We start from the raw sequence: 25,600 nt of genomic DNA, 5'->3' as shown, positions 1-25,600 counted from the left end.
GGGACTGGGGGCGGTGGCGTCGCGGCCATGGGCGGCCGCAGCTGCCGTCCGCACGAGCTGGGCGATCGAGGCGGACGGTTCCGGCAGCGGACGGGTGCGCAGAGTGAAAGGCGGGGTCTCGGCGGAGCGGAGGACCAGCCGGGCCGCCGCTTGGAAGGCGTCCAGGTTTGCCAGGTCGTGCGGGGTCAGATGGGGCTGGAAGTGCTGGCCCATGGCGTGCGCGTCTTCCGGCGAGAGCGAGAAGTAGATCTTGTTGCGGGCGTCCGAGCTGACCGCTTGGCGCAGCTCACGCGGGAGTTGCGCGAGGTGCTGATGGGCGATCACCAGGGAGACCCGATAGGCACGGGCTTCGGCGAGCATGTCGGACAACGCGTGCGGCAAGGTCAGGAAGTTCTGCGCCTCGTCGACGATCACTGAGGCCGGGGCGCGGCTGCTGCCGAGCCTGGCGCGGCGGGAGGCGGCCTGCCAGACCTGGGCGAGGACGAGCGAGCCGAGCAGGCGCGCGGTGTCGTCGCCGAGTACGCCCTTGGGCAGGCGAACCAGCAGGATGCCACCGTTGAGCACGTCGCCGACGTCGAAGGTGGAGCGGGTCGAGCCGAGGATGTCCCGGACGAAGGGCCGCAGCAGGAAGCCACGGAGCTTGTTCATGATGGGACCGGTGACGTGCGCTTGCGCTGACTCCGACAAGCCCTGGTACCAGGACCAGAAGCTCCTGATGAGCGGGTCGTCGATGCCGGCGACCATGCGCTGCCGATAGAGCGGATCGGTGAGCAGGGTGGGGATGTCGGCAAGAGTGCCGCCGCGCCGGGCGATGGTCAGGCAGCAGTTGCGCAGGATGTCGTCGGTGCGTGGCCCCCAGAAGTCGGCGTAGATCTTGTGGAAGATGCCGACGATGTTGTCCGTGGTCATGTCCGGGTCGCTGCTTTGCAGCACGTTCAGGGACGGGCGCGGATGACGGTCGTCGGGGTCGATGAGCACGACCTTGGACGCGGACTCTTCCGGCAGCAGTCCCAGCAGGTCGGTGATGAGGTCGCCCTTGGCCTCGATCACGACGACGCCACGGCCTGCGGAGACGTCGGACAGGACCATCTGGCCGAGCAGGGTGGACTTCCCGGTGCCGTTCGGACCCATGACGTGCACGTGATGGAAGGAATCGGCGACGCGGAGCGCGACAGGACGTTCGTGGCCGGCCTCGGAGAAGCCCAGGACCTTGCCGGTCCGGGAGATCGCCGGAGACGGCGGCACGGTGTTCGCTCCCGCACGAGCAAGGCCGGGGACAGCGGCATCGAGAGGGAGGTGGGCCAGTACCGCGAGCTCCGGGACAGAGAGCAGGAAGCCCCCGCTGAATCGGCGGCCCGCGATCCGTCGGGCGGCACGCACCAGCCGATGGCGTTCCAGCCGGTTGTGCCCGCTGAACAGGGCGAAAGCCGAGGCCAAGGCATGGGCTCGGCCGTCGATCGCGTGACGCCGGGCCTCGTGGGCGGCGTTGTAGGCCCTGACGTCCGCGGAGACGGGATCGTCAGCCTGCACGGCGTAGCGGATCGCGGCTTCGTACCGGGAGTGCAGTGCCTTGTCGCGAATGGCTCGTGCTTCCGCGGACGCCTCCAGCCGCGCGACCTGGTCAGGGCTCGGTTTGAAATGGACCGTTCCAGGTGTGATCAGATCGAGGATGGTCTGCAGCAGTCGTACCGGACCTGCGAGGAGGCGTCGGCCGGTAGCGGGACGGGCCAGGATCTGCACGACGGCGTGCTGCCAGGTGGGCATCCCCGCCGCGGCGCCGACCAGGGCGCGCAGCGGATCGATCGGGTGATCGTGCTTGATCGGCAGCCGCTCGCCACGCGCGAGCCAGAACTGGCCGCCGGTGTACTGGCCGACCAGCGGAACCGGTGGCGGCGTTGCGATCACTGCCGTTCTCGCCGACGGCCAGGCGGATTCGATGGCGTGCTCGACCAGGTGCTGAGGGATGGCACCTGGCACCCACAGCTGGAGCCGGACGCCGCTGGAGCTGAAGAGGTACTCGAAGGCGAGGTGAGGCTGGCCTAGCAGGGCTCGCTTCCAGGCTGGGTGCAGCAGCCCGACCAGGTTTCCCCAGAGCGCCTCGGCGCCGGGCATGTCCGCGACGGGCGGTGCGAAGATCTCGACGCATCGCGCGTCTCGTGCGAGCCGCCGATGACGCAGCCGCAGCAGGACCGAGCGAAGCAGGACCACGAGGACAACCGACGCCCAGGAAAGCGCGATCACCTGCCAGAGATGTGCGACCAGCCTGTCAAGCGCCGCGTTCAGCAGGGTGTCGGGGTCGGAGAGGAAATCGTTGATCACAGGTCCGCCTCCTCGTAGGAGGTCAGTTCCTGCGGGCTGCTGGTGACGATCGCGTGCTCGGCCGGGCTGCTGATCACTTGGAAGGCGACCCGTTGCCGGCCGGCGGCCAGCAGCCCCATGCCACGTTCGGCGGAGAGCAGGAGCTGGCGTTCTCCGTCGGAGAGCCCGAAAGCGTCGGTCACCCGATCGATCGCCTGCGGTGCCTGCTTGAGCAGGATCTGGGTGGTGGAGTTCGCGATCACGGCCTGGCCCATGTCGGAGCCGAGCAGGTCGGCCGCGTCCTGGGTGACGACGGAGACCCCGGCCCAGTGCTTGCGCGCGGACTTCGCCATCCGCAGCAGGAACCGCGCTCCCTCGGGGTCCTTCATGAGCAGCCACGCCTCGTCGACCACCACCAACCGGGGACGCCGGTTGTTGGGGTTGGAGATGCGCCGCCAGACGGCGTCCAGGGTGAGCAGGGTTCCCACGGCCTTGATCTCTTCGGGGAGGTCGCGGAGAGAGAAGACGATCAGATGGGAGTCCGGGCGTGTGGTGGTCTGTCCGTCGAAGAGCTGGCGGTGGCTCCCGCTGACGTACGGTGCAAGGCCGGCGGCCAGTTCCTTGGCGTTCGGGTCCTTGTCCTTGGCCAGGGCGTTGGCGAGGTCACGCATGACGGGCGGGCGACGCTTCCACGTACGTGGCTCGGTGGTGATGCCGGCCGAGCGGTAGGCGGCCAGGATGGCGCGATCGAGTGCGGCCTTGGCGGCGTTCGACAGCGTTTCGCCGAGCATGACAGCGATGAGCGTGTGCAGGAACAGCGCCCGCCGGGTGAGCGGGTCGTCGCCGTGCTGGCTACGCGGGGGCAGGTCGAAGGGGTTGAGTCGGACCTTGGGCGCGCCCAGGTGGAGGTAGGCTCCGCCGACGGAGGACGCGAGACGGGCGTACTCGTCCTCGGGGTCGATCACGGCCACCTCGACCCCGCAGTACAGCGAACGCAGCGCCTCCAGCTTGGCCAGGTACGACTTGCCGCTCCCGCTGGTGGCCAGGATGACCGAGTTGTGGTTGGCCTGCTCGAAGCGGTCCCAGGCGACCAGCGAGGCGGACGACAGATTCGCGCCGTACAGGACCGCGGTGGGGCCGAGCTCGGCCGTCAGGTCGGGCGAGGTGAAGGGGAAGGCGGCGGCCAGCGCGGGCGTGTCGAAGGTACGCCGCATGGTCAGGTTGTCGTAGGCCAACGGCAGGCTGCTGATCCAGCCCTGCAGCTGGCGGAAGGTGACCTGGCGGGCGTCCAGCAGCAGGGACGCGGCCAGTGCCCGCACCTGTGCGCACGCGTCGTCCAGCTCGTCCGGGCCGGTGGCATGGACGGTCAGGTAGATCGAGGCACGGAACAACTTGGACTGGCCGCGGGCGATCCTGGAGGCCAGTTCCTGGGCGTCTTCGGCGGCTGCTTCACTGCCTGGGTCGAGGAGCCGGCCGTGCTGGTGGTCGTTGCGCAGGCCGGATTCGAGCCGGGCGAGTTGCTTGCGCAGCCGGTCGGAGGCGATCAGCGAGGGCACGGGCTCGACGTGCACGGAGACGTCCAGGCGTCCCGGATAGGTGAGCAACGGTTCCAGCCAGCCCGGGCTCACCTCACGCGGGTAGCCGGTGATGGCGAGGGTGGCGCAGGAACTGCTCGACACCCGCAGCCGTCGTGGCTCGACCTCCACGGCGTCGGGTCCGAAGCCGTTGCGCGCGGAGGTGGTGCGCCGGAAGCGGAGTTTCACCTGCGGCCTCCGATCGTCTCGTCGGGCAGGGCAATCTCGCCTTCCGCCAGTCCAGGAGCAGCCGGGTCGAAGCAGCCGAGCAGCAGGGTGGTGACGGCACGGGCGTCCAGCAGCCGGACGGTGAGCCCGCAGGCACCCAGGACCCGCGCCGCCTCGTCGAGCCGACGCAGTGCCCGGGAGAGGCCGGCGGCACGCCCTTGGGAACCGACGACGGGCTCCCTGATGACCAGCACGACCTGTCGGCGCAACAGGTCATGCCGCGCGGACAGATCCGACAGGAAGGCGGCGTGCTCCCGTGCCGAGTGAGCCAGCGCCGGGTGGGGAAGCTGTGGAGCACTGCGCTGGAGATCCGCCACCGTGTCCGCGAGGTTGACGCGTTCGGCCCGGACGAGGATCTGCACCGGCCCGGAGAGCGAGTTCAGCCAGCGACCGAACACCGAGACGAGCGAGTCCTGCTCGTCCGGGGTGCGGAGCGCGAAGCTGACCGTCGAGACCTCGGCGACGGCTGCCACTCCGTCCGGCCCGAGATCGATCAGGCCATCGGAACCCACGCCCTTGGCCGGCAGCTTCAGCGGAGCGGGCACCGGCCCGGCATTCGCCGCGATCCACGCGGGTGAGTCTGGGATGCCGTCGGTCGTGCTGATGAGTTGCTTGGGCGAGCGCTGATGGCGGAGCGCGGCCAGGAGGTAGCGGTCCAGACTGATGCCATCGTGCCGGCCGACCGCCAGCAGGATGCCGATCACCACGACCGGCAGGGCCAGGCCGCCGAAGACGGGCAGCGGGAGACGTTCTTCCGCGAGGATGAAGGCGGCGTACAGCAGTCCGCCGGTGCCGCCGAGGATGAGTACCTGCCGAGCGGTGAAGGACGCGATGATCTTGTCGGGGGCTTCGACGTCGGCGGGGATGCGCACGGCTTCGGTCATCGCCCGTCACCTCCTTGAGGCTTGCGCGTGCGACGACGCTGTTTGGGCTTGGGCCTGCCGGGGTTCTCCGGCCAGTCGAGGGAGCCGGGGATGGGCGCGCTCAGCGGCACGATGGGCTTCGCGGATCGGGTGGACGGCTGGGGCGCCTCGATGGCGGGGCGGCGGCGGTGAGACCGTGCCGCGCATGCGCAGGTGTTGCATCTGCCCGAGTCCGGCTGGGCCGGCCGCGTAGAAGTTCTCGCGGGGGTAGCCGTACACCGGGACGGTCGGTTTGACCGGCGGCTTCGGCCGCGGCGTCGGCTGGTACTTTCCCGCGATGGCCGGGGCGGTCGGGGCATGCTTGACCGGAGCGGGCTGCCAGGTTTGCGGATTGTAGGCGGGACGCCGGGCGCCCACGGGGGCGTGCTTGATGGGTCCGGGGCCGCCGCGTGCGGCGTTTGCAGCGCCCGCCATACCCCTTCTCGCTGCCATTGCCGCTGCCGCAGCAGCGGTCGCGGCAGGTCCACCCGCGGCGGGCAACGCTCGCACCGCCAGCGCCTTGATTCCCGCGGCCCTTGCCGTTCCGGTTGCCGCGCGTTTGCCGCCGCCGCGGAGGTGAGCGGCGCGGAGGATGGGCGAGGCCAGTTTGTACGCGATGGCCGTCTTGAACATCCGGCTGATCGTCGAGCTGCGTCCGCCGCTCGGCATGAACATCGCCTGCTGCACCCAGCGCGGGATGCGAATCAGGATGATCAGCAGGCACAGTGCCAACAGGATGTTGTACAGCTGCCCGGTGCCGTACACCCCGGCGGCCTCGCGCCCGTCCTGGTTGAAGAAGATCCGCACTGCGGTGACGAGGGTGAGGGATTGCAGCACCTGGATGAGCAGCAGCCCGGAGAAGATCCGCCACTAGAGCCGCGCGAGGCCGTCCAGTTGCGGCAAGGCCAGGCAGGCCAGTGCCAGCGGCGAGGCGATGACCAGCAGGCTCGTCAGTGACGCGCGCACGATGAACGTGATCAGCAACAACACCAGGAGAACGATCGCGACCAGCGTGAGCAGGACGAGGAAGATCTCCGCGCCGTCCGGAAGAATGATCAGCCTGCGGATCGCGTTGGCAGCTCGCTCCGCGTCGAACCGTGCTCCGAGCACCGCTCGGGAGAGCGCATTGGCGAGTGCGATCGCCTGGGTGGTGAGGAAGAAGCTGGAGTTGGCGCCCAGGAACGCCACCACGAGCCGCGGAGCGATCTCTTTGAGCGCGTAGCGGGTCTGGATCGTCTCGTGCCCCATCACCAGCAGGCCGGCCAGCAGGACCAGGAGTCCGAAACCGCCATTGGCCAGCACCGACATCGCGCGCCACAGATCCTGGATCCGGGGGTGATCGGCCACGTCCGGCGTTGCGAGCAAGGAGACCGCGAGCGCGTCCAGCAGAGGGGTGATCGCCCTGGCCGCCAGGTTGGCGAACCAGGTGTTGATCTGGTCGGCGATGAAGCCGCCGATACCGAAGTCGATCCCGGGCTCAGGAGGCGGGAACAAGCCAGGCGGAACCGGATTGGGCGTCGGGCTCGCGGCTGGCAGAGGGCTCATCGTCATCACGCGCCCACCACTTGCTTGAGCACGTTCACGAAGAGAGGAGCCAGGACGGCGAGGGCGTAGCCGAACGCGGAGGCTTTCAGTGCGGCCTTGGCCTTCTGCACCTCGCCTGGATCGCCGCCGGCCATGAGGTAGCGCAGCCCGCCGATGGTGAGCATCAGCGTCGCGAGCGTGGCCAGCAGGCCGATCAGCCAGGTCCGGAGATTGTCGAAGACGGTGCCGAGCTGGTCCGCGCCGGTGGGTGCTTTGGGAGAACCGGTAGACGATGGGGAGACGTGCGCGAACACCGTTGTTGCCATCGCGGCAATGATGACGACGGCGATTGCCGCGACGAGGATCACCTTCCAAAGACGCCGCGGCCGGGGACGGTACAGCGGACCCGGCTGCAGGGGAAGCGGCACCGCTCGGGTGAGCCCGTCGACTGCCGGAGCGTCTTCGGGTCGCCGCGTCGTTGCCGCCGTTGGGATCCGCGCGGAGCCGGGGAGAGCGCCCCGGCCTCCCTTCGTGCTTGCGGTGGTGGACTGCGTATCTGAGGTAGTCCGGCTCCGCGCGGAGGTCGTGAAGTCCTCCACCCTTAGAGGGGCGGCGGAAGTGATCGTCGCGGACACGTCTCCCGCCTGGATGGCGGCGCAGAGAGCGGGCTCAGCTCGTTGCCGCCGCTTGGTCGCCGCTGCCGTCGACAGCCCGAGCTCGGCCGCGGCCTCGTGCAGCGACTTGTCCTCCAGCCGCGTGCGCCCGATGATCTCGGCGTCGAGCTCGGTGACCACTCCCTTGGCGACCGCGTCGGCCAGGACGAAGTCCGGGTGCCCCTTGGGTGCCGGCGGCGGAGTGGACTCGTTGAGGTGGCCTCGCCGGCCGCTGTGGGATTCGGCGATGCGCCGGGCGCGAAGCCCTGCCGTCTTGGCGGCGTCGCAGAGCCGGGGGCGGATGTTGGGCCGGTCGACGTCCACGGTGGCGAGTGCGGCGATGAAGCCGGTGAGCACGTCGGTGTCGATGTCCTCGCGGTCGCTGGCCGCATAGTCGCGAGTGAGGGTTTGGGCGATGCCGCGAAGCGCGGGCAGCGCCATACCGACGGCGCCGACCATCCACTGCGCCCCATCCTGACGTGCTCGCAGGACCAGGTGCCGCCAGGCGGCGTCACGCGTGCCGTTGGTGACCGCTCGGCTCATGAGCAGGTCTCGAAGGTCGAGGAGAAGGATCGGCTGATCGGGTAGGTCGGCGTCGAAGGCGCTGCCCTTGAGTGCCAGACCGGCGGGCGCGCAGGCGACGAGTCGGAAGATTCGCTCGGCGATGTCCAGGGGCGATTCCGTGGCCGTTTTCGACTTGCGGTTCTCCGCATTCATTTCGGCGCTCCAGGCTGCGAGTAATTCGTGTTCGCAGTCCGGTATAAATGTCGGCTCTGGCGGCTCCTCTGGCGAACCTATGGCCATCTTCAGGCGACATTCAGGCGGATTCTTCCGAGCACCTGCAGGAGAGTCGCCAGAGTCTTGCCAGAGCGCCTGCCAGAGACCTTTCCTACCCGCTGTGCTGCACTGATGGTGCGCTCAGCAGGGCGCGCGTATCTGAGGTAAGCCCCGATCGAGAAATGACACGAACTCACGGAGGTGCTACTCGATTCAGGAAGACAACGTCCTCGACAAGGGGGCGTTCCTGATGCGGGAACCGTACTGGAGCGATCAGCAAGCCGAAATCTTCCAGGGTGATGCCGGCGAGGTCCTCGCCGAAATGGAGAATGGCTCGGCCGACTGCATCATCACCAGCCCGCCGTACTACGGGCTCCGTCACTACTGCCCCGGCGAATACGGCCAGGAGCCGACCCCCGAGGAATACGTCGAAACCCTGCGTGCCGTCTTCGCCGAAGCACGCCGGGTCCTGGCCGACGACGGCACCTGCTGGCTCAACCTCGGAGACTGCTACGCGGCCAACTCCGACGGCTGTGCCCGAGGCGCCGGCTACAACCACCGCCAGCCGCGCGTCCGGCCCCAAGCCAGGCGCACGCTTCCGCCGAAGAACCTGCTCGGCATGCCGTGGCGGGTCGCCTTCGTCCTCCAGCAGGACGGCTGGATCCTGCGGAATGCCATCGTGTGGCACAAGCCGAACGCGATGCCGCAGTCCGTCCTCGACCGGCTGTCCAACCGATACGAGCTGATCTTCCTGCTCGTCAAACAACGCCGTTACTGGTTCGACCTCGACCCGATCCGTGAGCTCTACACCGGAGACCGCTCCCTCGAGCGTCGCTCACGGAAAGGCGGCAACAAGCCCAATGCCATCAAGACCGCCTGGCCTCCCGGCAAGTACGACACCGACACCGAAGTCTTCAACGGCAGGCAGCCCGGCGCTGCCATGAGACCCACAGGAGAACGGCATGCCGCAGCCCACCCCGAAGGCAAGAACCCCGGCGACGTCTGGTCCATCTCCACCCGTCCACTTCGCGAAGCGCACTTCGCGGCATTCCCCGTCGACCTGCCGCTTCGCGCTATTGCCGCCGGTTGCCGACCTGGCGGCACCGTGCTCGACCCGTTCAACGGAGCCGGCACCACCGGCATTGCCGCCCGGCAACTCGGCCGCCGTTTCCGCGGCATCGAGTTGAACGCCGCCTACTGCGATCTCGCCCGCGCCCGGCTCGCGGCGGCAGCGGCGGAAGGGGCTCCGCCGGAGGCGGAAGATGGCTGAACGGATAGAAAGGGCCTGCTCAGGGCCTCCCGAATCAGGTTCAGCGGCGTACTCTGCAGGGCCTGGCCGACAGCGGAATCGTCGGCCGAACGTGCGGATCGAGATCGTTGCCGTTGGTGGATCCGAGGGTGACGAGATCGAGGCGCGCCAGCTCGCCGTCATCTGGGAGGTCCTGCGTTGTCTGTTCGACCGGCACGAGCCGTGAGCTTCCCCTGGGAGGACAGCGACGACGCAGCAGCCGTCCAGGCCGCCGAGATCCCCCTCTCGGTGGCCTGGCTCGGCCGCACCTCCACGGACGACCAGCAGGACCCCACCCTGTCGCTGCCGCGGCAACTCCGCTCCTCCAGAGACGCGCTGCCGGACAACGCGCTGATCGTGGCGCATTTCTACGACGTGGAATCCGGCCGCATGGATCTCGCCGCCCGCGGCCAAGGCCATGCGCACGAGGCCTTCGACATCCCCATCGCCCGCGACGGCGGCATCCAGGACCTCCTCGCCGAGGCCAAGCGGCCTGACCGCCGCTTCGCCGCTGTCATCTGCGAATCCGTGGAACGCGTCGCCCGGCGTACCTACTTCGGCACCAAGATCGAGTACGAGCTGGAGCAAGCCGGCGTCCTGCTCCTGGCGGCGGATGAGCCGATGCCCCAGCTTGACCAGCCACGTGGTGGCCGTTCGCGTAAACGAGCGAGCCGGGTCCTCACCAGGCGCGTCAAGCAAGCAGTGGCCGAGTGGTACGTCCTGCAGATGCTGGAGCTGTCCTGGGACGCCTTCTGCGAGCACACCGAACAAGGCTGGAACGTCGGCAAGCCCTGCTATGGCTATCGCGCCAAGAAGATCCCGCATCCCGTGGCCGCGAAGCGAGCCGAAGGCCGGAGCAAGAGCCGCCTCATCCCGCACCCGGTCGAAGGACCGACCGTGACGCACATCTTCATGCTCCGATCGGTCTATCGGCTCGGGTACGACGCCATCGCCGACAGGCTCAACCTGGAGCCGCAGAAATACCCGCCTCCCACACCGGTGGATCCCCGGCGCGCACTCGGACGATGGAGCGGCTCAGCTGTCCGTGACGTCTTGGCGAACCCCAAGTACACCGGTTACATGGTGTGGAACCGCCGGGCCACGAAGCAAGGCGGCAAAAATAATCCGCCCAGCGAATGGGTGTGGTCGCGTCAGCCCACGCACGAGCCGCTGGTGACTAAGGAGATCTTCCAACAGGTTGCCGCGATCGCCCGTACTCGACAGGGCTCCAGCAGCAATCCCGGTCCCAGTAACCAGCCACGGGCCAAGCGCACGTACCCCTTCCGGTCGTACGTCTTCTGCGACCCCTGCAACCGGCGGATGCATGGCAAGACCAAGAGGAAGATCCAGTATTACGCCTGCGAGCCGGACATGCGCCACCACAAGGACCGCCGCGACTGGTACGCCAAGCACCCCAAGAGCCTGTGGGTTCGGGAGGACGATCTGTTCGATTGCGTTCAGGAGTTCTTTGCGGAGCGTGTGTTCGGGCCGAAACGGATGGCGACCCTAGCCGAGGAGCTGGCGAAGGGAACCCCCAAGGACAACTCAGCCAGAGATCATCTTGAGAAGGAGATCTCGGACCTGGAGAGACGCCAGCGCAACGTGCTCGACCAGATCGAAGACCACATCCCGTCGGGTGATGACGAAATCGACCGGGACTTCCGGGAGCGGCTGCAGCGACGCTACTCAGACCTGGCCCGGACGCGGAAGGCCAAGAGGGAGGAGCTCAACGCACTCGTTGAAGCCGAGCAGCCGCAGGACGACCAGACCATACTCAACGAACTCCCGCGTTTGAAGGTGGACCTCGAAGCCATCGGAGACGAGCTCCGGCGCAAGCTCTTCGACGCCTTCAGGCTCGAACTGCGTTACCGGGTGGACGCCCACGAACTTCTGATCAGGATCACCGTCAAGGAGGACAACGTGCCCGCCATCATGGCTCTGACCAGCGATATAGCCTCGCCTGCCGCACCGGATGGAGCGGCCGAGATTGTTCCCCCTGTTCTGGTTCCCCCGCAGGGGGCACTCACGGTTTAGCTTGTTGAACACCCGATGGCCTGCGGAAACGCGGGCCATTCGCATGTCCGGGGTGTGCCACGGGATGTCACCGATGGCAGCCAGATGCCATGATCGCGTACCAGGGGCGTACGGATCTTGGAAGCCTTCCAGGCGGCTCGGTCGTCGATGCTGCCGTGCGTCTCCGCCTGACCGCCTGCCTGTGTGACACTTGCGGCAATTCGTCCAATCCGTCCAGGACCGGCAGGATGCGCCGGTCGGCCACCAACGCCGCGGCCAGGCTTGGTTGCTCTCCCTCGGGCCGCCGCAAGCGTTGGTGCTCCTCGCTCAGCTTCCGGGTCAGGAACACCTCCAGGTGCTCGACCTCGGGATTCCAGGAGGCGATCGAGATCAGCACCGGCACCGGACCTCGCTCGTCAATCGGTCGGCTTTCACGGAGTTCGAGCAGGTCCAAGGTCAACAGGACCGCCAGCACGCTCTTGCCTGCGCCTGGGCCGCCCAGCACCACCAGCTGCCCGTGCGGCAGCCTCAGGTAAGCCTGTGTGATCTGCCCTGCGTCGCCGCGCAGTGGCAGCAGCTCCCACCCCGTCTCAGCCGGGCCGTCCATCACCAGCTCGCGTTCGGTGGCTACCGGCCTCCTGGTCGACGACCAGCGCACCTGCAACGGCAGCGGATCATGCAGTCGGCGCAGATCAGCCTCGTGCTCCCACTGCCGCCGCACTCTCCCGGCCAGCCAGCCGGCCGCTTCCTCCAGATCGCCGCTGGTCTCCCCGCGCTGGGCACGACGCTCGCGTGCTTCGATGACGATCGCCGCCAGCGTCAGTAGTCCGGCCAGTGGCCACACCAGCGGTTTCCACCACTCATCGACGTGAACGGTGCCAGTCGCCAGGTTGATCACCGCGGCCAACGCGACGGACACCAGCACGAATGTGATCGGGGACGGTCTGCGCACAGCGTCATCATCACGTCGCAGCCGACCCGAAACCATCGATACCGGCGAACAACCCTCAACCGCACTGTCCGGGGCCAACTCGATCGCCCGCCTCGGCGTCCGTTCGAACGGCCGCATTCCGCCGCATGCCTCGTCGGATCACGACGTTCCCTTTGGCGGGAGTCGCGTGATCACAAAAAGACTCTCAGACGAAAGGTCTTTCCGGCGGATCGTGCAGCGATGTGTGGCGGAATTCGCCAGGAAGCTGGGCGCCCGGACGCGGTTCCAGACCGGAGTCCAGGCCGCGCGCCAGGGCCGGCGCTGAGCCGGTTCCCCGGTGGAACGCGTGTGCGGTGACATTCCTTCTGGCGTCACTTTCGGCAAGTCGAACGCCATCGCGTCCCTCTGGTGTCAGGATCTTCCCTGACCTACCAGGAGACAACGGACGGACCACGGGGCGGCGTCATGACCCTGCTCGTTGGGCGCTATCGGCTGTTATCGCAGCTCGGCCAGGGCGGAATGGGCACAGTCTGGCAGGCGATGGACGAACTGCTGCGCCAGGAGGTCGCCATCAAGGAGGTCCGGCTGCCTCCGGACCTCGACGAGGCGTCGCGTGTCGCGCTGACCGAGCGCACCCTGCGTGAGGCGCGGGCCGCGGCGCGGCTGCGGTCGCATCCGTCGATCGTCACCGTCCTCGACGTCGTCCTCGACGGCGGGCGGCCGTGGATCGTCATGGAGCTGGTACGCGGCCGCTCGCTGGACCGGGCGGTACGCGACCACGGCCCGCTGCCGGCACGCCAGGTGGCCTGGATCGGCCTGCGCATGCTGGACGCCCTCGGGGCCGCGCACGCGTCGGGCATCCTGCACCGGGACGTCAAACCGGCCAACGTCATGCTGACCGACGACGGGCGGGTGCTGCTGACCGACTTCGGGATCGCGACGATCGCCGGGGACGCCGCGCTCACCCAGACGGGGCTGCTGGCCGGCTCCCCGGGCTTCATCGCCCCCGAGCGCCTGCGCGGCGAGTCCGACGGGCCGCCGGCGGATCTGTGGTCGCTCGGCGCCACGTTGTTCACCGCGGTGGAAGGCAGTGCCCCGTTCGCCCGCGCCAACCCGGCCGCCAGCATGGCCGCCGTCCTCATGCAGGAACCCGCGCCGCCACGCCTGGCCGGGCCGCTCGGCCCGGTGCTGGCCGCGATCCTGGAGAAGGACCCGGCACGCCGCTGCTCGTCGGACCGGGCGGCCGAGTGGCTGCACGACATCGCGCAAGGCGCACCCATGGCCGGCCCGCACCCGCACCCGCACCCGCACCCGAACCCGCACCCGAACCCGAACCCGAGCCCGAACCGGGAGCGAACCACCGCCCCCGGTCACCGGCGCGAGCGCCGCCGGACGTCGATGGTCGTGACGGCCGCGATCGCCGCGGCGCTGGCCGTCACTGCGGGAGTGGTGGTGCTGATGCAGGTCCTGCCGGACCGCAGCGCCGCGACCGGAGGCCCGGTCACGTCCCGCGCCACCTCCTCGGCGCCCGTCTCGCCGAAGGTGCAGACCCTCTTCAAAGGCGACATCGAGGCGTGTCGGCTGCTGACCGACGCCAAGGTACGCGCGTTGTTCGACCGCCGGATGAAGCGCGACGTGTTCGTCTCCAGGGCTGTCTGCGGCTGGACGAACGCGGCGGACCAGACGCGGCTGAGCATCCAGGTGTCCCCCCTGATCACCCTCGACCTGGCCCGCGAGCAGCAGAAGCTGACGGTCCAGAGCCTGAAGGACCGGGATCGGAACACGCCGGATTCCAGCCTGCGCAAGGGGCCGAACGTGGGCGAAGGGGCGTACACGTATTCTTCGCAGAACATCGACTTCGGCGCGATGATGTACCACACCGAGATCTACTTCCGCATGGCGAACGTGTGGGTGGTCGTCAGAGCCGATCGCCGCCGCCAGGGCGCCGACGCCGCCATCAAGACGGCCAGGCTCGTCGCGACGGCCATCAAGGCACGCCGCTGACTCGTACCGGTGACGGGCTCCTCGCCACGACACCAGCCGGCTGGAACGTCCGCGACCGGCTGGTGTGGTGAAGATCGCTGACCGAGCCCTGTCGCGGGGTCAGGCGGTGCCCAGGATGAGGCGGCCGCAGCGGTCGCCGATCATCATCGACGGCGCGTTGGTGTTGCCGGAGGTGATGCTGGGCATGATCGCGGCGCTGGCCAGCCGCAGGCCCCTGACGCCGCGTACCCGCAGCTGGGGATCCACGACGGCGTGCCGGTCCGTGCCCATCCGGCAGGTGCCGACCGCGTGGTAGTCGGCCTGCGAATAGGTGCGCACCGCTTGGATCAGCTCCTTGCGGGTGTTGACGTCGGGGCTGGGGATGGCGTCGTCGTCGATCACCCAGTCGCGCAGTCCCTTCGAGTTGATCAGTTCGATGGCCAGCCGGTAGCCGTCGAGCTGCGATTCGAGGTCTTCTCTGGTGCGCAGGAAGTTCGGCTGGATGATCGGTGGGTCGGCCGGGTCGGCCGAGCGCAGCTTGACGTATCCGCGGCTGGTCGGGTGCAGGTTGATCACGCCGACCGCCTGCGAGTTCCCGGCCCAGTGCCCGTATCCGTCGCGCAGGTAGTAGACCTGGCCCTGGTACCTCGGGGTCCCCGGCACCCGGCCGCTGCCGGTGAAGAGGCTGACGTCCATCGCGGTGATGTGCGTCGGGGGCTCGGGGGCGCGCAGTCTCTTCAACGCCACCGAGATCAGGTGGTCGTGCAGGTTGGCGCCGACGCCGGGCAGGTCGGCGACGACCGGGATGCCGAGCGGCCTCAGGTCGCGCGCCGCGCCGATGCCGGACAGCTGCAGCAGGCGAGGGGTGTTGACCGTGCCCGTGCTGAGGATCACCTCACGCTCCGCCCGGACGCTGAACCGCCGGCCGCCGCCGTTGACGACGACACCGTCGATCGCGTGCCGGCGGGCGAACGTCAGCCGCACCACCTCCGCGTCCGTCATGATCGTCAGGCGTGGGTCGGTGAGGTGCGGGACCAGGAAGGAGGTGAAGGCGTCCTGGCGGATCCCGTTCACCACGTTGAGCCGGGTGTAGGAGACGCCGAACTGGGTCGCGCCGTTGTAGTCGGGGTTGAACGGGTAGCCGAGGTCGACGGCCGCGTTCACGGTGGCCTGGGAGATCAGGTTGCGCCGGGTCAGCTCGTCCGACGGCCGGATGGGCCCGGACAGCGCCTCCAGCGACGGCCGCACGCTCGCGTAGTCCCAGCCGGTGGCGCCCTGGGCGGCCCAGCCGTCGTAGTCGGCCGGGTTGCCGAGCACCCACACCATCCCGTTCACCGAGCTGCTGCCGCCCTCGAGCTTCCCGGACAAGAACGACTGCGGCTCGTTCCGCAGCTCCCGCTGCGGCTCCGACATGTACGGCCAGACGAGCCCCGAGTTCGGCGCCGCCGCCATGGCCGCCTTGGTGAAGTCCCGCACCACCGGCAGGTCGTTCGTGCCGCCGGCCTCGATCAGCAGCACGCTCGCCCGCGAGTCCGCCAGCAGGCGCGCGGCCAGCGTGCACCCGGCCGAGCCGGCTCCCACGATCACGTAGTCGTAGCGGCGGGTGGCCGCGGCCGCCGCCTCAGGAGTCGAGGCGAACGCCACCGCAGCCGCCGACACGCCGAACAACGCGAGCAGATTCCGTCTGGTGAGGCTCCCGTCCCGCACCCGGCGAGCGATCTCGTCCGGGTCCCGCCAGGTGTTCTGACCCATGCTGGACATCAGCGTCCCTTCGAGTTGGAGTGGCACCGCCACGCCGCCGACCCCGTGCATGGTCACCCGCGAGTCGCCGTCACGGTGCAACGGAACGTCGGCTTCTCGATGCCGGCCGGCGCGAGCTGGGCCTCGGCCGGCGGTTGGTGGATGCGCACGAGATTCCCTTGCTGATGATCATCTGGGACGTTGGCGCGATGCCAGGTGGCAAGGAGAGCTTGCCCCACCGCGGGGTGCTTGTCCTTGACGGCCCGCGCCATCATCTTGTCCGTCCGCGCCATCACGTGCCGCCGGTGGGCCACGGGCCGCGCCCGCTCACCGAGGGCGCTGGGAGTCGTGGCGGTGTTCGCTGGGGGACATCCCGTAGGCGGCGCGGAAGACGCGGCTGAAGTGGGCGGGGTTGGTGAACCCCCAGCGCGCGGCGATGACCTGGATCGGGTACGCGCGCCGGCGGGGATCGACGAGGTCGCGGTGGCACTGTTCGAGCCGGCGCCGGCGTATCCAGCCGGCGACGGTCATGCCGGTGTCGTTGAACAGCCGGTGCAGGTGCCGGGTGGAGATGTGGTGGGCCGCGGCCACCATCCCCGGCGACAGGCCGGCGTCGCCGAGATGCTGGTGGATGAACGCTTTCGCCTGGGTCAGGAGAGCCGGCCGGTGAGCGGGTTCGCGGTCGTCGAGCTCGTTGGCCAGGAGCGCGCTCAGCAGCTCCAGCAGCACGGCGCCCAGCCGCGGGCCGTCGGCGGACCGGAACTGGCTCGTGTCGGCGAGGATCCGGCCGAGCAGCTGGGTGATCAGCATGCCGATCCCGGTCCGGCCGGACAACGGCCTGACCATGATTTCCCGCAGGTCGGTCGCGGGCAGCGGCAACAACGTACGGGGCACCTGGAGCAGCGTCACCCCGGCGCCCGTGCCGTTGTCCGCGACGATGTGGGAGTCGAAGGTGTGTGAGCTGTCGAAGGCCATCAGCCCGCCCGGGCGCAGGATCATCTGCCTGCCGAGCTGGGAGATGCCCATGGTTCCGCACGGGTTGAGCGCGAGCTGACAGGTCTCCGGGTCGTCCTGCCGGATCAGTTTCCGGGTCCGGCGTGACCGCAGCGACGGGAACCTCAGCGCCGACAGCTGCAGGACGTGCAGATCCAGCGCTCGGGCCGCCGCGCGGAAGTCGTGGGTGTGGTCGGAGGTGATGGCGGCCGGGAGCAGGGACCGATTGATCATCTCGACCCAGGAGTCGTATCTGTCCGCGGCAGGCAGCTCGTCGGTACGAAACACGGATTCGATCACGGTGCCCCCAGTGATCTGACCAGAATTCCCCTCAATATCCGGATAAATGAGTGTATCCAGTGAAACGACACGCAGTGAGGGATCTGTGTCAGATAACCGGCCGGGCGCTTACTTCTCTGCCGTGCCGGGTTTCCCGTTGACGGACTCCTGATAGACCTCCGCGTACGTGGGCGAGTCCTTGATCAGCTCATCGCAGAAGGCCGCGACATCGCTGCCGATGAGTTCCAGGACGCCCTTGCCGTCCGCCACGCCTTCCTCGAAGAAATCGACGATCCCGGAGAGCAGGGACCCTTCCAGCAGGTCGATCGGCCCGACCTTGAAAAAGTATTTCTGCATCTCCTTGTAGACGATCTGATAGTCCGGCGGGAGCGCCTTGACCCGGGCCAGGTGCGCCCGCCACTGCTTCTTGCCCTCGATGATGTCGCGGATGCTCATCTCAGCCTCCCAGCCGGCCCAGTTTCCTGGCGACGTTCCGGTTCAACTGCCGGCGCCAGCGGTCGCGAAAGTTCCTGGCGCCCTGGTCGCCGGCCAGCGCCGCGCAGAAGCCCTGGATGTCGTCGCCCAGCACGTCCTGAATGCTCTGCCCGTCGGCGGCCGTCTCTTCCAGCAGCCCCAGGGCGTTGTCGAGAATCGGCATCAGATTCCGGCCGGTGAAGTCCCCGTAGAGGGAAAGGTGGCCCTTGATCTGTTCCCAGGCCGCCCGGTGATCGGCCGGCAGCGCCGCGGCCCGGGCTTCGAACGCCTTCCATTCCCTGGTGAGATCGCTGCCGGTGATGGTCTCCCAGAAGTTCATCTCCCACCCTCCTTGAGCAGGTCGATCCGTGATGAGACGTAGTCCCACTTCGCCCAGAACGTGGCGAGCTCCGCACGTCCCGCGTCGTTGAGCGCGTAGAACTTGCGCGGCGGGCCCATTCCGGACGGTCGTTTCGTCACCTGGACGAGTTTGTTCTTCTCCAGTCGCAGCAGGATGGTGTAAACGGTCCCCTCGACGACGTCGTTGAAGCCGAGTTCGTTGAGCCGCCGGGTGATGGCGTACCCGTAAGTCTCCTCGCTGCCGATGATTTCCAGCACGCAGCCTTCGAGCGTGCCCTTCAGCATCTCCGTCAGGTCGTCCATCGCGTGTCCTCTTCAGCCAGTGGTACTCAGTGGCACCGAGTACCACTATACAGTACCACGGAGTAGCGCCTCAGAGTCTCCGGACGAGATCGGCAGCCTGACGATCATCGTGAGACCTCCTCCCGGCGTCTCCTCCGGGACCAGGGTGCCGCCCATGGCCTCGGTGAGCCCGCGCGAGAGCGCGAGACCCAGGCCGACCCCGGTCTGCGGCGCGCGGTCGCCGAGCCGCTGGAACGGCAGGAAGATCCGGTCGTGCATCTCGCGGGGGATCCCGGGGCCGCGGTCGATGACACGGATCTCGACGTGGTCGCCGTGCCGGCTCGCCGTGACGAGCGCCTCCCGCCCGGCGGGGCTGTAGCGGACGGCGTTGGCCATGAGGTTGACGAGCACGCGTTCCAGCAGGACCGGATCGGCGACGATCTCCGGCAGATCCACGTGGATGTCGCCTTCGACGCGGTCGCGCAGCGGCCCGAGGTCGTCGATGGCGCGGGGCACGACCTCCTCCAGCGCCACGGGCTGCGGGGAGAGACCGAGGACGCCGGCTTGCAGGCGGCTCATGTCGAGCAGGTTGGCCACCAGCCGGTCCAGCCGGTCCAGCGACTCGTCGGCGGTGGCCAGCAGTTCGTCGCGATCCTCGGGCGACCAGGCGACGTCGTGGCTGCGCAGGCTCTCGACGGCGGCCTTGGCCGCCGACAGGGGAGTGCGCAGGTCGTGGCTGACCGCGGCGAGCAGCGCGGTACGCATCCGGTCGGCTTCGGCCAGCGGCTTGGCCTGCTCGACCTCCTGCTGCAGGCGCTCCTGGCGAAGCGCGACGGCGGCCTCGGCGGCGAACGCCTCCAGCACCCGGCGGTCACCGGCCTCCAGCAACCGGCCGCGGGCGGCCAGCACGAGCCGGTCGTCGATCCGCACGTCGTTGTCCGCCCCGGCGGGACTGGTGCACGGCGCGCTGCCGGAGGTGGCGATGATGCGCCAGGCCGCCGGCTCCGCCTGGTCGTCGGGCGCGGGTTCGCCGATGCGTTCCAGCAGGGTGACCGCGTCCAGCGCGAACGTCTCGCGCAGCCGCCCGAGCAGCGACGGCAGCGCCGCCTCGCCCCGCAGCACGTGCCCGGCCAGCGTGGACAGCACCTCGGCGGCGGTCCTGGCGCGGGCGGCCTCCCTGGTACGGCGGGCGGCCACGTCCACGATCGTGCTGACCGCGACGGCCACCAGCACGAAGACCGCGAGCGCCAGGAAGTTCTCCGGGTCGGCGATGGTGAGCCGCCCGACGGGCGGGGTGAAGAACCAGTTGAGCAGCAGAGACCCGCCCACGGCCGTGACCATGGCCGGCCACAGGCCGCCGATCAGGGCGACGCCGACGGTCAGGCACAGGAACAGCAGGATCTCGCTGGGCAGCGAGATCACGTCAATCTGGACATGGACTCACGTGCCGCGCCGGTCCGGGCGGCACCGGGTCAGCAAATCTCGGGATTTAGGGGGATTGGCCGTTCTTGACGGGATCCATACGGCCACGGCCCGGATATTGACGCCGTCCGTACGGCGGCCCCTCCGCGGTGCGGCCGGCAGTACTGACCAGTCTCCGATTTATACGTTTTCTTGACGCCTCAACCCCGCCATCAGCCCTTTTGCCGTGGATAGTGTGCGATGCGTATTTACGGGGTCTTGGTGAAGGGTGACCGTCATGGTGCTGGCGAAACGGCCGGCTCCCACGGAAGGAACGCTGCGTTCCTGGCTGTTACAGGGACTGCAGACCGACCGCAGACAGATCGAACACGGTCCCCACGTCAAGCACCCGTGGTGGCGGGTGATGTGCCTGAGCGGCGTCGACTACTTCTCCACCCTCGGCTACCAGCCAGGCATCGCCGCGCTCGCGGCCGGGCTGCTCTCGCCGCTGGCCACGCTGTTCCTGGTGGCGCTGACCCTGCTCGGCGCGCTGCCGGTCTACCGCAGGGTCGCCGCGGAGAGCCCGTACGGGCAGGGCTCGATCGCCATGCTGGAGAAACTGGCCCCGCAGTGGTGGGGCAAGTTCTTCGTGCTGGCGCTGCTCGGCTTCGCCGCCACCGACTTCGTGATCACCATGACCCTGTCGGCGGCCGACGCCACCGCGCACATCCTGGAGAACCCGTTCGTCCCGGACTTCCTGCACGGGCAACGCGTGCCGGTCACGCTGGTGTTGCTGGCGGCGCTCGGCGGGGTGTTCCTGCTCGGCTTCACCGAGGCCATCGGCATCGCGGTGCTGCTCGTCTTCGTCTATCTCGGGCTGAACGCCGTCGTGGTGGCCACCGCGATCGCGCACGTGATCGAGGCGCCGCAGGTGGTGCTGGACTGGCAGCGGGCCTTGAGCCTGGACTTCTCCAGCCCGCTGGCCATGATCGGGCTCTCGCTGCTGGTCATGCCGAAGCTGGCGCTGGGCATGTCCGGGTTCGAGACCGGCGTGGCGGTGATGCCCGTGGTCGAGGGCGACGTCAAGAAACGGGTCCAGGGCACCCGGCGGCTGCTCACCACCGCCGCGCTGATCATGAGCGTGTTCCTCATCTGCTCCAGCTTCGTCACCACCGTGCTCATCCCGCACCAGGAGTTCGAGGAGGGCGGGAAGGCCAGCGGCCGGGCGCTCGCGTACCTGGCGCACGGGTACCTGGGCGACTGGTTCGGCACCGCGTACGACGTGTCCACGATCGCGATCCTGTGGTTCGCCGGGGCGTCGGCGATGGCCGGGCTGATCAACCTGGTGCCGCGCTACCTGCCCCGCTACGGGATGGCGCCGGAGTGGACGGGCGCGGTGCGCCCGCTGGTGCTGGTGTTCGCGGCGATCGCGTTCGCCGTCACGATCATCTTCGACGCCGATGTGGAGGCCCAGGGCGGCGCGTACGCCACCGGCGTGCTGGTGCTGATGTTGTCGGCGGCCGTCGCGGTGACGCTGTCGGCGTACCGGAAGGGTCAGCGCGGGGCGACGGCGGGGTTCGCCGCGATCACCGCGGTGCTGGTGTACACGCTGGTCGACAACGTGATCGAGCGGCCCGACGGGGTGAAGATCGCCTCGTTCTTCATCGCGGCCATCATCGTCACCTCGCTGATCTCCCGGGCCACCCGCTCCACCGAGCTGCGCGTCACCGAGGTGCACCTCGACCCGCTGGCCGAGCGGTTCGTCAACGACCTGTGCGGTGACGTGCACGTGATCGCCAACGAGCCGCACGGCCGCGACCAGGCCGAGTACACCGACAAGCTGCGCGAGACCTGGCTCAACCACCGCCTGCGCAGCTCGGAGCCGGTGCTGTTCGTCGAGGTCACGGTGCCGGACGCGTCCGAGTTCGAGACCGAGCTGCACGTCAGGGGCGAGGAGCGGTACGGGCACAGGATCCTCACCATCGAGAGCTCCGCCGTGCCGAACACCCTGGCCGCGCTCATGCTGCACCTGCGCGAGCGCACCGGCTCCGTGCCGCACATCTACTTCCACTGGACGGAGGGCAACCCGGTCGTGGCCATGCTGCGCTACCTCGTCTTCGGCGGCGGCGACGTGCCGCCGCTGACCCGCGAGGTGCTGCGCCAGGCCGAGCCCGACCTGGAACGCCGCCCGCACGTCCACGTCGGATGAGTCGCGGGACGTCATGACCATCGAATCCGAACCCGTCGCCCAGTCGTTCCTGCGGGCGAGCCACTCGAATCCCCCGAGGCGGTAGATCAACGGTGATCTTCATGCGGCTGACCGACGCCGACGGGGCGAGCGCGTCCTCCGTCACCACGACCCTGGCCACACCCCGGACGCAGCCCGGTGGCGTGCTGTCCGGCGAGGTCCGGCTGACCGGCGGCGACGCCGGCGTCGCGATCGACCGGATCGGCCTCGGCCTGGTCACCTCGCCGCACGAAGCCGGCGGCAGGCACCCGTTCGAGGAGTTCTCGCGAGCCCAGGTCTCGGGCCCGGTCGCACTCCGGCCAGGCGCGGAGGAGGTGATCGCCTTTCAGGTCGCGGTCCCCTGGGGGACTCCTGTCAGCGAGATCGGCGGCCGGCATCTGGCCGGCATGGCGCTGGGCGTGCGTACCGAGGTCGAGATCGGCGCGGTCGTGCGGCGGAGCGATCCCGACCTGGTCGCGGTCCGTCCGGTGCCTTCGCAGCTACGCGTGTTGCAGGCGTTCGCGCGGCTCGGCTTTCCCGTCGACTCCGCCGTCCTGCGGCCGAGCGGGGAACCGGACGGGCTGTCGTTCCTTCAGAAGATCAAGTTCTATCCCCCGGACCTGCACGCCGGTGTGGTGCACGAGGTGGACGTGACGTTCGCGCCGAGTTCGTCCGGGTTGGTGGTGGTGCTGGAGGCGGATCAGCAAGCAGGGCATGGTCCCCGTGCCGAGCGCTTCGTGATGAGTCATGAGGAGGCGCTGCGTACCGACTGGCCCAGTGAGATCGACCGCTGGCTGGTGAGCCGCCCGGGGCGGGGCGCCAGGTAGCCGGTCGGCGCATCCGTTCGCGCGGGAGCCGTCATCCCAGGCAGGCGCGTACGGCCTTGACCAGGTTCGCCGCCCGCGAGTCGTCGGGCCGGTAGTTCCAGAGATTCGTCACGTAGCCGAAGCCGACACCGGCGTCGGGGTCGGCGAAGCCGGCCGAGCCGCCGGAACCCGGGTGACCGAACGACTTCGGCCCGGTCATCGGCATCGGCGGGCTGGCCCGCATGAACCCCAGCGACATGTAGAAGGAGCGGTCGGCGGGCAGGTTCAGGCCCGGCGGCAGCCCGTGCATCGGTGTCCTGTCGGTCTGGACGACCGTCATCCGCTCGACGGTCGAGGGACTGAGCAGCCGCACCCCGCCGACGTCGCTGACCGTGGCGGCGTACATGCGCGCGATCGAGCGGGCGTCCGCGAGCATGTTCGCGGCCGGGAACTCGGCGGCGCGCCAGGCCCGCGTGGCGAAGATCGCGGGGTCGGTCAGCGCGCCGCCCAGTTCGGCGGCGCGGGCCTGCACCGAGCCCGGCGCCCACACGGCGGCCACCCACGCGGTGACGGTCTCCGCGTCGAGCCCGGTGACCGCGATCAGCCCTGCTATCAGCTCTTCCAGGCTGAACGGGGCGGCTTCGTGCACCCGGGCCACCCGCTTCTCCTGCTTGTCCGGCAGCCCGATCCAGGCGCTCAGGCCGAGGGGAGCGGCCACCTCCTCGGCGAAGAAGGCGCCCAGCGACTTGCCGGTGATCCGGCGCACGACCTCGCCGACCAGGAACCCGAACGTGACGCTGTGGTAGACGTGCTCGGTGCCCGGCCGCCACAGCGGCGGCTGCGCCTCGAGCGCGCGGATGACCGGGTGCCAGGCGCACGCCTGCTCGAACGTCAGCGGCCCGTCGACGATCGGCAGACCGGCCTGGTGCGACAGCAGCCAGCGCACCGGGATCTCCGCCTTGCCCGCGGCGGCGAACTCCGGCCAGTACCTGGCCACCGGGGCGTCCAGATCCAGCTGGCCGCGTTGGACCAGCAGGTGGGCGCAGATCGCGGTGGCGCCCTTCGTCGTGGAGGCGACCTGGACGATGGTGTTCTCGCGCCACGGCCGCCTCGCGGCGCGATCGGCGAGGCCGCCCCACAGGTTGACGACCTGGCGGCCGCCGACGTACACGCTGCACGCCGCGCCGACCTCGCCACCGTTTCTGAAGTTCCTGCGGAACACGTCGGCGACCTTCCCCCAGCCGCGCTCGACCCCGCACTCGCCGTCGTCACCGCCGCCGCTCGCCGCGGCGGCGGCGCGGCCGGTGAACGCGGCGTGCGTGCCGGCGAGCGCACCGGCGCCCAGCACGCCTTTCAACACGGTCCGGCGCCCGAGGTGTCCCTGTCCGGGCGTTCCGCTGGTCGTGTCTGTCATGGTGCGATTCCTTTCCTCAGCAGGTTCGGACGAGATCGCGCCGGTCATCAGGCGTCCCAGGTGACCGGGAGGCTCTTGACCCCGTAGATGTCGGCGATCTCCGGTCGCAGGGGCACGTCCTCGGCCGGGACGGCCAGGCGCAGGGTGGGGAAGCGGGTGAGCAGGGCGGGGAAGGCGACGCGCATCTCGATGCGGGCGAGTTGCTGGCCCAGGCACTGGTGGATGCCGTGGCTGAAGGCCAGGTGGCCGCCGTCCTGGCGGCGCAGGTCCAGCCGGTGCGGGTCGGTGAAGCGGTCGGGGTCGCGGTTGGCGGTCGACAGGGACAGCAGGAGGGTGTCGCCCGCCTTGACGGAGTGGCCGGCGAGCTCGACGTCCTCCAGGGCGACCCGCTGGAACTGCTTGGCGACGCTGAGGTAGCGCAGGAGTTCCTCCACGGCCTGGTCGGCCAGCGCGGGGTCGTCGCGGAGCGCGGCGAGCTGGTCGGGGTTGCTCAGCAGGGCGTAGGTGCCCAGGGCGAGCATGTTGGCGGTGGTGTCGAAGCCGGCGGTGAGCAGGATCAGGGCCATGCCCTGCAGTTCTTCGTCGGTCAGATCGCTGTCGAGCAGGTCGCTGAGCACGTCGTCGGTGGGCTGGGCGCGCTTGGCGGCGACCAGCTCGCCGAGATACTGCTGCGTGGCGGTGTAGGCGGCGAACAGTTCCTCGTCGCCGACCTCGCCGCCGAGGAACTTGTCCACGTTGTCCTGGAAGAAGTCGCGGTCCTCGTCCGGCACGCCGAGCAGTTCGCTGATGACGATGGCGGGGACGGGCTTGGCGAACGCGGTGACCAGGTCCGCTCCCGGCCCTGCCGCGGCCATGGCGTCGAGGTGGTCGGCGGTGATCTGCTCGACGCGTTCGGTGAGCAGCCGCATCCGGCGGACGGTGAACTTGCCGACCAGCGGCTTGCGGTAGCGGCCGTGCTGAGGTTCGTCCATCAGCAGGAACTCGCCGGGCGGCGCGGGCGGGACCTCGATGTCGCCGTAGTCGATGGTGGGGTGGTGGCGCATGAGCTCGCGGCGGGAGCTGAAGCGCGGGTCGGCCAGGACGGAGCGGGCCAGGTCGTAGCCGGTGACGAGCCAGCCCTGGTGGCCGTCGGCGAAGGGCAGGCGGCTGATCGGGCTCTGCTCGCGGGCCTCGATCAGCTCCTTCGGCGGGTCGAAGGGGCAGCCGGGCTGACGCGAGGTCGGCATCGCGGCGATGGTGTGCTCCATGAGCGGATTCTCCTAACGAGATATTACGCGTTTGACGTGCGGGGAGTGCGCGATCGAATCCCCGGGTGGGAGGGGGTCCTAGGAGCTGTTCGAGGTTCGGATCTTGATGAGGGCCGATGACGGGCTGGCCATCGCTGGTAGAACTCGGATGTGGCGCGCTTCGATGTGACCGATGCCGAGTGGGCGTTGATCGAGCCGCATCTGCC

The 25,600-nt window shown here is 69.2% G+C and carries 21 protein-coding genes; 5 read left to right on the top strand and 16 right to left on the bottom strand.

Features of this window, described 5'->3' with window-relative positions; genetic code table 11:
* The 6 genes from HII36_RS38520 to HII36_RS57215 all read right to left on the bottom strand — a co-directional run.
* Positions 1-2,319 (bottom strand): type IV secretory system conjugative DNA transfer family protein (locus HII36_RS38520; protein WP_173528265.1); only part of this gene is annotated, 2,319 nt, incomplete at its 3' end.
* Positions 2,316-4,061 (bottom strand): VirB4 family type IV secretion system protein, encoded by a 1,746-nt coding sequence (locus tag HII36_RS38515; protein WP_173528264.1) that lies wholly within the window; start codon positions 4,059-4,061, stop codon positions 2,316-2,318. The genes HII36_RS38520 and HII36_RS38515, both read right to left, overlap by 4 nt.
* Positions 4,058-4,984, bottom strand: a complete 927-nt coding sequence (locus HII36_RS38510; RefSeq protein WP_173528263.1) for a PrgI family protein — start codon at positions 4,982-4,984, stop codon at positions 4,058-4,060. The genes HII36_RS38515 and HII36_RS38510 overlap by 4 nt, the downstream gene beginning before the upstream one ends.
* 6 nt (positions 4,985-4,990) lie before the next feature.
* Positions 4,991-5,839, bottom strand: coding sequence for a hypothetical protein (locus HII36_RS38505; protein WP_173528262.1), 849 nt, complete (start codon positions 5,837-5,839; stop codon positions 4,991-4,993).
* 33 nt (positions 5,840-5,872) lie between these two features.
* Complete coding sequence (locus HII36_RS38500) at positions 5,873-6,556, bottom strand: hypothetical protein (protein ID WP_173528261.1); 684 nt, start codon at positions 6,554-6,556, stop codon at positions 5,873-5,875.
* The gene (locus tag HII36_RS57215) at positions 6,553-7,896 is read right to left on the bottom strand and encodes a hypothetical protein (protein WP_236004328.1); all 1,344 of its coding nucleotides are present in this window, start codon (positions 7,894-7,896) and stop codon (positions 6,553-6,555) included. Before HII36_RS57215 ends, HII36_RS38500 begins: the two co-directional genes overlap by 4 nt.
* A 310-nt stretch (positions 7,897-8,206) precedes the next feature.
* Between HII36_RS57215 and HII36_RS38490 the strand changes: the two genes are divergently transcribed.
* Both HII36_RS38490 and HII36_RS57210 read left to right on the top strand, forming a co-directional pair.
* Positions 8,207-9,226: a DNA-methyltransferase gene (locus HII36_RS38490; RefSeq protein WP_173528260.1), complete on the top strand. Its 1,020-nt coding sequence runs from the start codon at positions 8,207-8,209 to the stop codon at positions 9,224-9,226.
* 201 nt (positions 9,227-9,427) lie between these two features.
* Positions 9,428-11,278, top strand: a complete 1,851-nt coding sequence (locus tag HII36_RS57210; RefSeq protein WP_173528259.1) for a recombinase family protein — start codon at positions 9,428-9,430, stop codon at positions 11,276-11,278.
* Positions 11,279-11,345: 67 nt separating this feature from the next.
* On the opposite strand, the gene HII36_RS38480 is transcribed toward HII36_RS57210, so the two are convergent.
* Positions 11,346-12,176, bottom strand: a complete 831-nt coding sequence (locus HII36_RS38480) for a hypothetical protein (RefSeq protein ID WP_173528258.1) — start codon at positions 12,174-12,176, stop codon at positions 11,346-11,348.
* A 477-nt stretch (positions 12,177-12,653) separates the two neighbouring features.
* On the opposite strand from HII36_RS38480, the gene HII36_RS38475 reads away from it, so the two are divergent.
* A complete protein-coding gene (locus HII36_RS38475; protein WP_173528257.1) occupies positions 12,654-14,192 on the top strand; it encodes a serine/threonine-protein kinase in 1,539 nt (512 codons plus the stop codon).
* Between the two features lie 99 nt (positions 14,193-14,291).
* Here the strand turns inward: HII36_RS38475 and HII36_RS38470 are convergent, their stop codons facing one another.
* The 7 genes from HII36_RS38470 to HII36_RS38440 all read right to left on the bottom strand — a co-directional run bounded on the left by HII36_RS38470 (position 14,292) and on the right by HII36_RS38440 (position 19,721).
* Positions 14,292-16,013: a GMC family oxidoreductase gene (locus HII36_RS38470; protein WP_173528256.1), complete on the bottom strand. Its 1,722-nt coding sequence runs from the start codon at positions 16,011-16,013 to the stop codon at positions 14,292-14,294.
* Complete coding sequence (locus HII36_RS38465; protein ID WP_173528255.1) at positions 15,986-16,207, bottom strand: hypothetical protein; 222 nt, start codon at positions 16,205-16,207, stop codon at positions 15,986-15,988. The genes HII36_RS38470 and HII36_RS38465 overlap by 28 nt, the downstream gene beginning before the upstream one ends.
* 31 nt (positions 16,208-16,238) lie before the next feature.
* On the bottom strand, positions 16,239-17,204 hold the full coding sequence (locus HII36_RS38460) for a helix-turn-helix domain-containing protein (RefSeq protein WP_173528254.1): 966 nt from the start codon (positions 17,202-17,204) through the stop codon (positions 16,239-16,241).
* A gap of 108 nt (positions 17,205-17,312) precedes the next feature.
* Entirely contained in the window at positions 17,313-17,639 is a 327-nt protein-coding gene (locus HII36_RS38455; protein WP_173528253.1) for a DUF1048 domain-containing protein, read from the bottom strand.
* A 1-nt stretch (position 17,640) separates the two neighbouring features.
* Positions 17,641-17,997: a DUF1048 domain-containing protein gene (locus HII36_RS38450; protein WP_173528252.1), complete on the bottom strand. Its 357-nt coding sequence runs from the start codon at positions 17,995-17,997 to the stop codon at positions 17,641-17,643.
* Positions 17,994-18,320: a PadR family transcriptional regulator gene (locus tag HII36_RS38445; protein WP_173528251.1), complete on the bottom strand. Its 327-nt coding sequence runs from the start codon at positions 18,318-18,320 to the stop codon at positions 17,994-17,996. Before HII36_RS38445 ends, HII36_RS38450 begins: the two co-directional genes overlap by 4 nt.
* A 45-nt stretch (positions 18,321-18,365) precedes the next feature.
* Positions 18,366-19,721, bottom strand: a complete 1,356-nt coding sequence (locus tag HII36_RS38440; RefSeq protein WP_328808085.1) for a sensor histidine kinase — start codon at positions 19,719-19,721, stop codon at positions 18,366-18,368.
* Between the two features lie 277 nt (positions 19,722-19,998).
* On the opposite strand from HII36_RS38440, the gene HII36_RS38435 reads away from it, so the two are divergent.
* Entirely contained in the window at positions 19,999-21,909 is a 1,911-nt protein-coding gene (locus HII36_RS38435) for an APC family permease (protein ID WP_173528250.1), read from the top strand.
* Positions 21,910-22,010: 101 nt separating this feature from the next.
* Positions 22,011-22,754 carry a sporulation protein gene (locus HII36_RS38430; RefSeq protein WP_173528249.1) on the top strand — a complete coding sequence of 248 codons (744 nt, stop codon included), beginning with the start codon at positions 22,011-22,013 and terminating at the stop codon, positions 22,752-22,754.
* 31 nt (positions 22,755-22,785) lie between these two features.
* On the opposite strand, the gene HII36_RS38425 is transcribed toward HII36_RS38430, so the two are convergent.
* Together HII36_RS38425 and HII36_RS38420 are read right to left on the bottom strand one after the other, a co-directional pair.
* The gene (locus HII36_RS38425; protein ID WP_173528248.1) at positions 22,786-24,147 is read right to left on the bottom strand and encodes a serine hydrolase domain-containing protein; all 1,362 of its coding nucleotides are present in this window, start codon (positions 24,145-24,147) and stop codon (positions 22,786-22,788) included.
* Between the two features lie 47 nt (positions 24,148-24,194).
* Positions 24,195-25,394 (bottom strand): cytochrome P450, encoded by a 1,200-nt coding sequence (locus HII36_RS38420; RefSeq protein ID WP_173528247.1) that lies wholly within the window; start codon positions 25,392-25,394, stop codon positions 24,195-24,197.
* Between the last annotated feature and the right edge of the window lie 206 nt (positions 25,395-25,600).

This window comes from Nonomuraea antri (genome assembly GCF_013283785.1).
GTDB lineage: Bacteria > Actinomycetota > Actinomycetes > Streptosporangiales > Streptosporangiaceae > Nonomuraea > Nonomuraea antri.
Note: the sequence above shows the minus strand (reverse complement) of the source record. Positions and strands in the feature narration are given on the sequence as shown.

What these genes read in the sequence shown, in the direction of transcription:
- HII36_RS38510 (WP_173528263.1), bottom strand. Translation starts at nt 4,984, where the DNA reads ATGACCGAAGCCGTGCGCATCCCCGCCGACGTCGAAGCCCCCGACAAG.
- HII36_RS57215 (WP_236004328.1), bottom strand. Translation starts at nt 7,896, where the DNA reads ATGAATGCGGAGAACCGCAAGTCGAAAACGGCCACGGAATCGCCCCTG.
- HII36_RS38490 (WP_173528260.1), top strand. Translation starts at nt 8,207, where the DNA reads ATGCGGGAACCGTACTGGAGCGATCAGCAAGCCGAAATCTTCCAGGGT.
- HII36_RS38475 (WP_173528257.1), top strand. Translation starts at nt 12,654, where the DNA reads ATGACCCTGCTCGTTGGGCGCTATCGGCTGTTATCGCAGCTCGGCCAG.
- HII36_RS38455 (WP_173528253.1), bottom strand. Translation starts at nt 17,639, where the DNA reads ATGAGCATCCGCGACATCATCGAGGGCAAGAAGCAGTGGCGGGCGCAC.
- HII36_RS38450 (WP_173528252.1), bottom strand. Translation starts at nt 17,997, where the DNA reads ATGAACTTCTGGGAGACCATCACCGGCAGCGATCTCACCAGGGAATGG.
- HII36_RS38445 (WP_173528251.1), bottom strand. Translation starts at nt 18,320, where the DNA reads ATGGACGACCTGACGGAGATGCTGAAGGGCACGCTCGAAGGCTGCGTG.
- HII36_RS38435 (WP_173528250.1), top strand. Translation starts at nt 19,999, where the DNA reads ATGGTGCTGGCGAAACGGCCGGCTCCCACGGAAGGAACGCTGCGTTCC.
- HII36_RS38430 (WP_173528249.1), top strand. Translation starts at nt 22,011, where the DNA reads ATGCGGCTGACCGACGCCGACGGGGCGAGCGCGTCCTCCGTCACCACG.
- HII36_RS38425 (WP_173528248.1), bottom strand. Translation starts at nt 24,147, where the DNA reads ATGACAGACACGACCAGCGGAACGCCCGGACAGGGACACCTCGGGCGC.
- HII36_RS38420 (WP_173528247.1), bottom strand. Translation starts at nt 25,394, where the DNA reads ATGGAGCACACCATCGCCGCGATGCCGACCTCGCGTCAGCCCGGCTGC.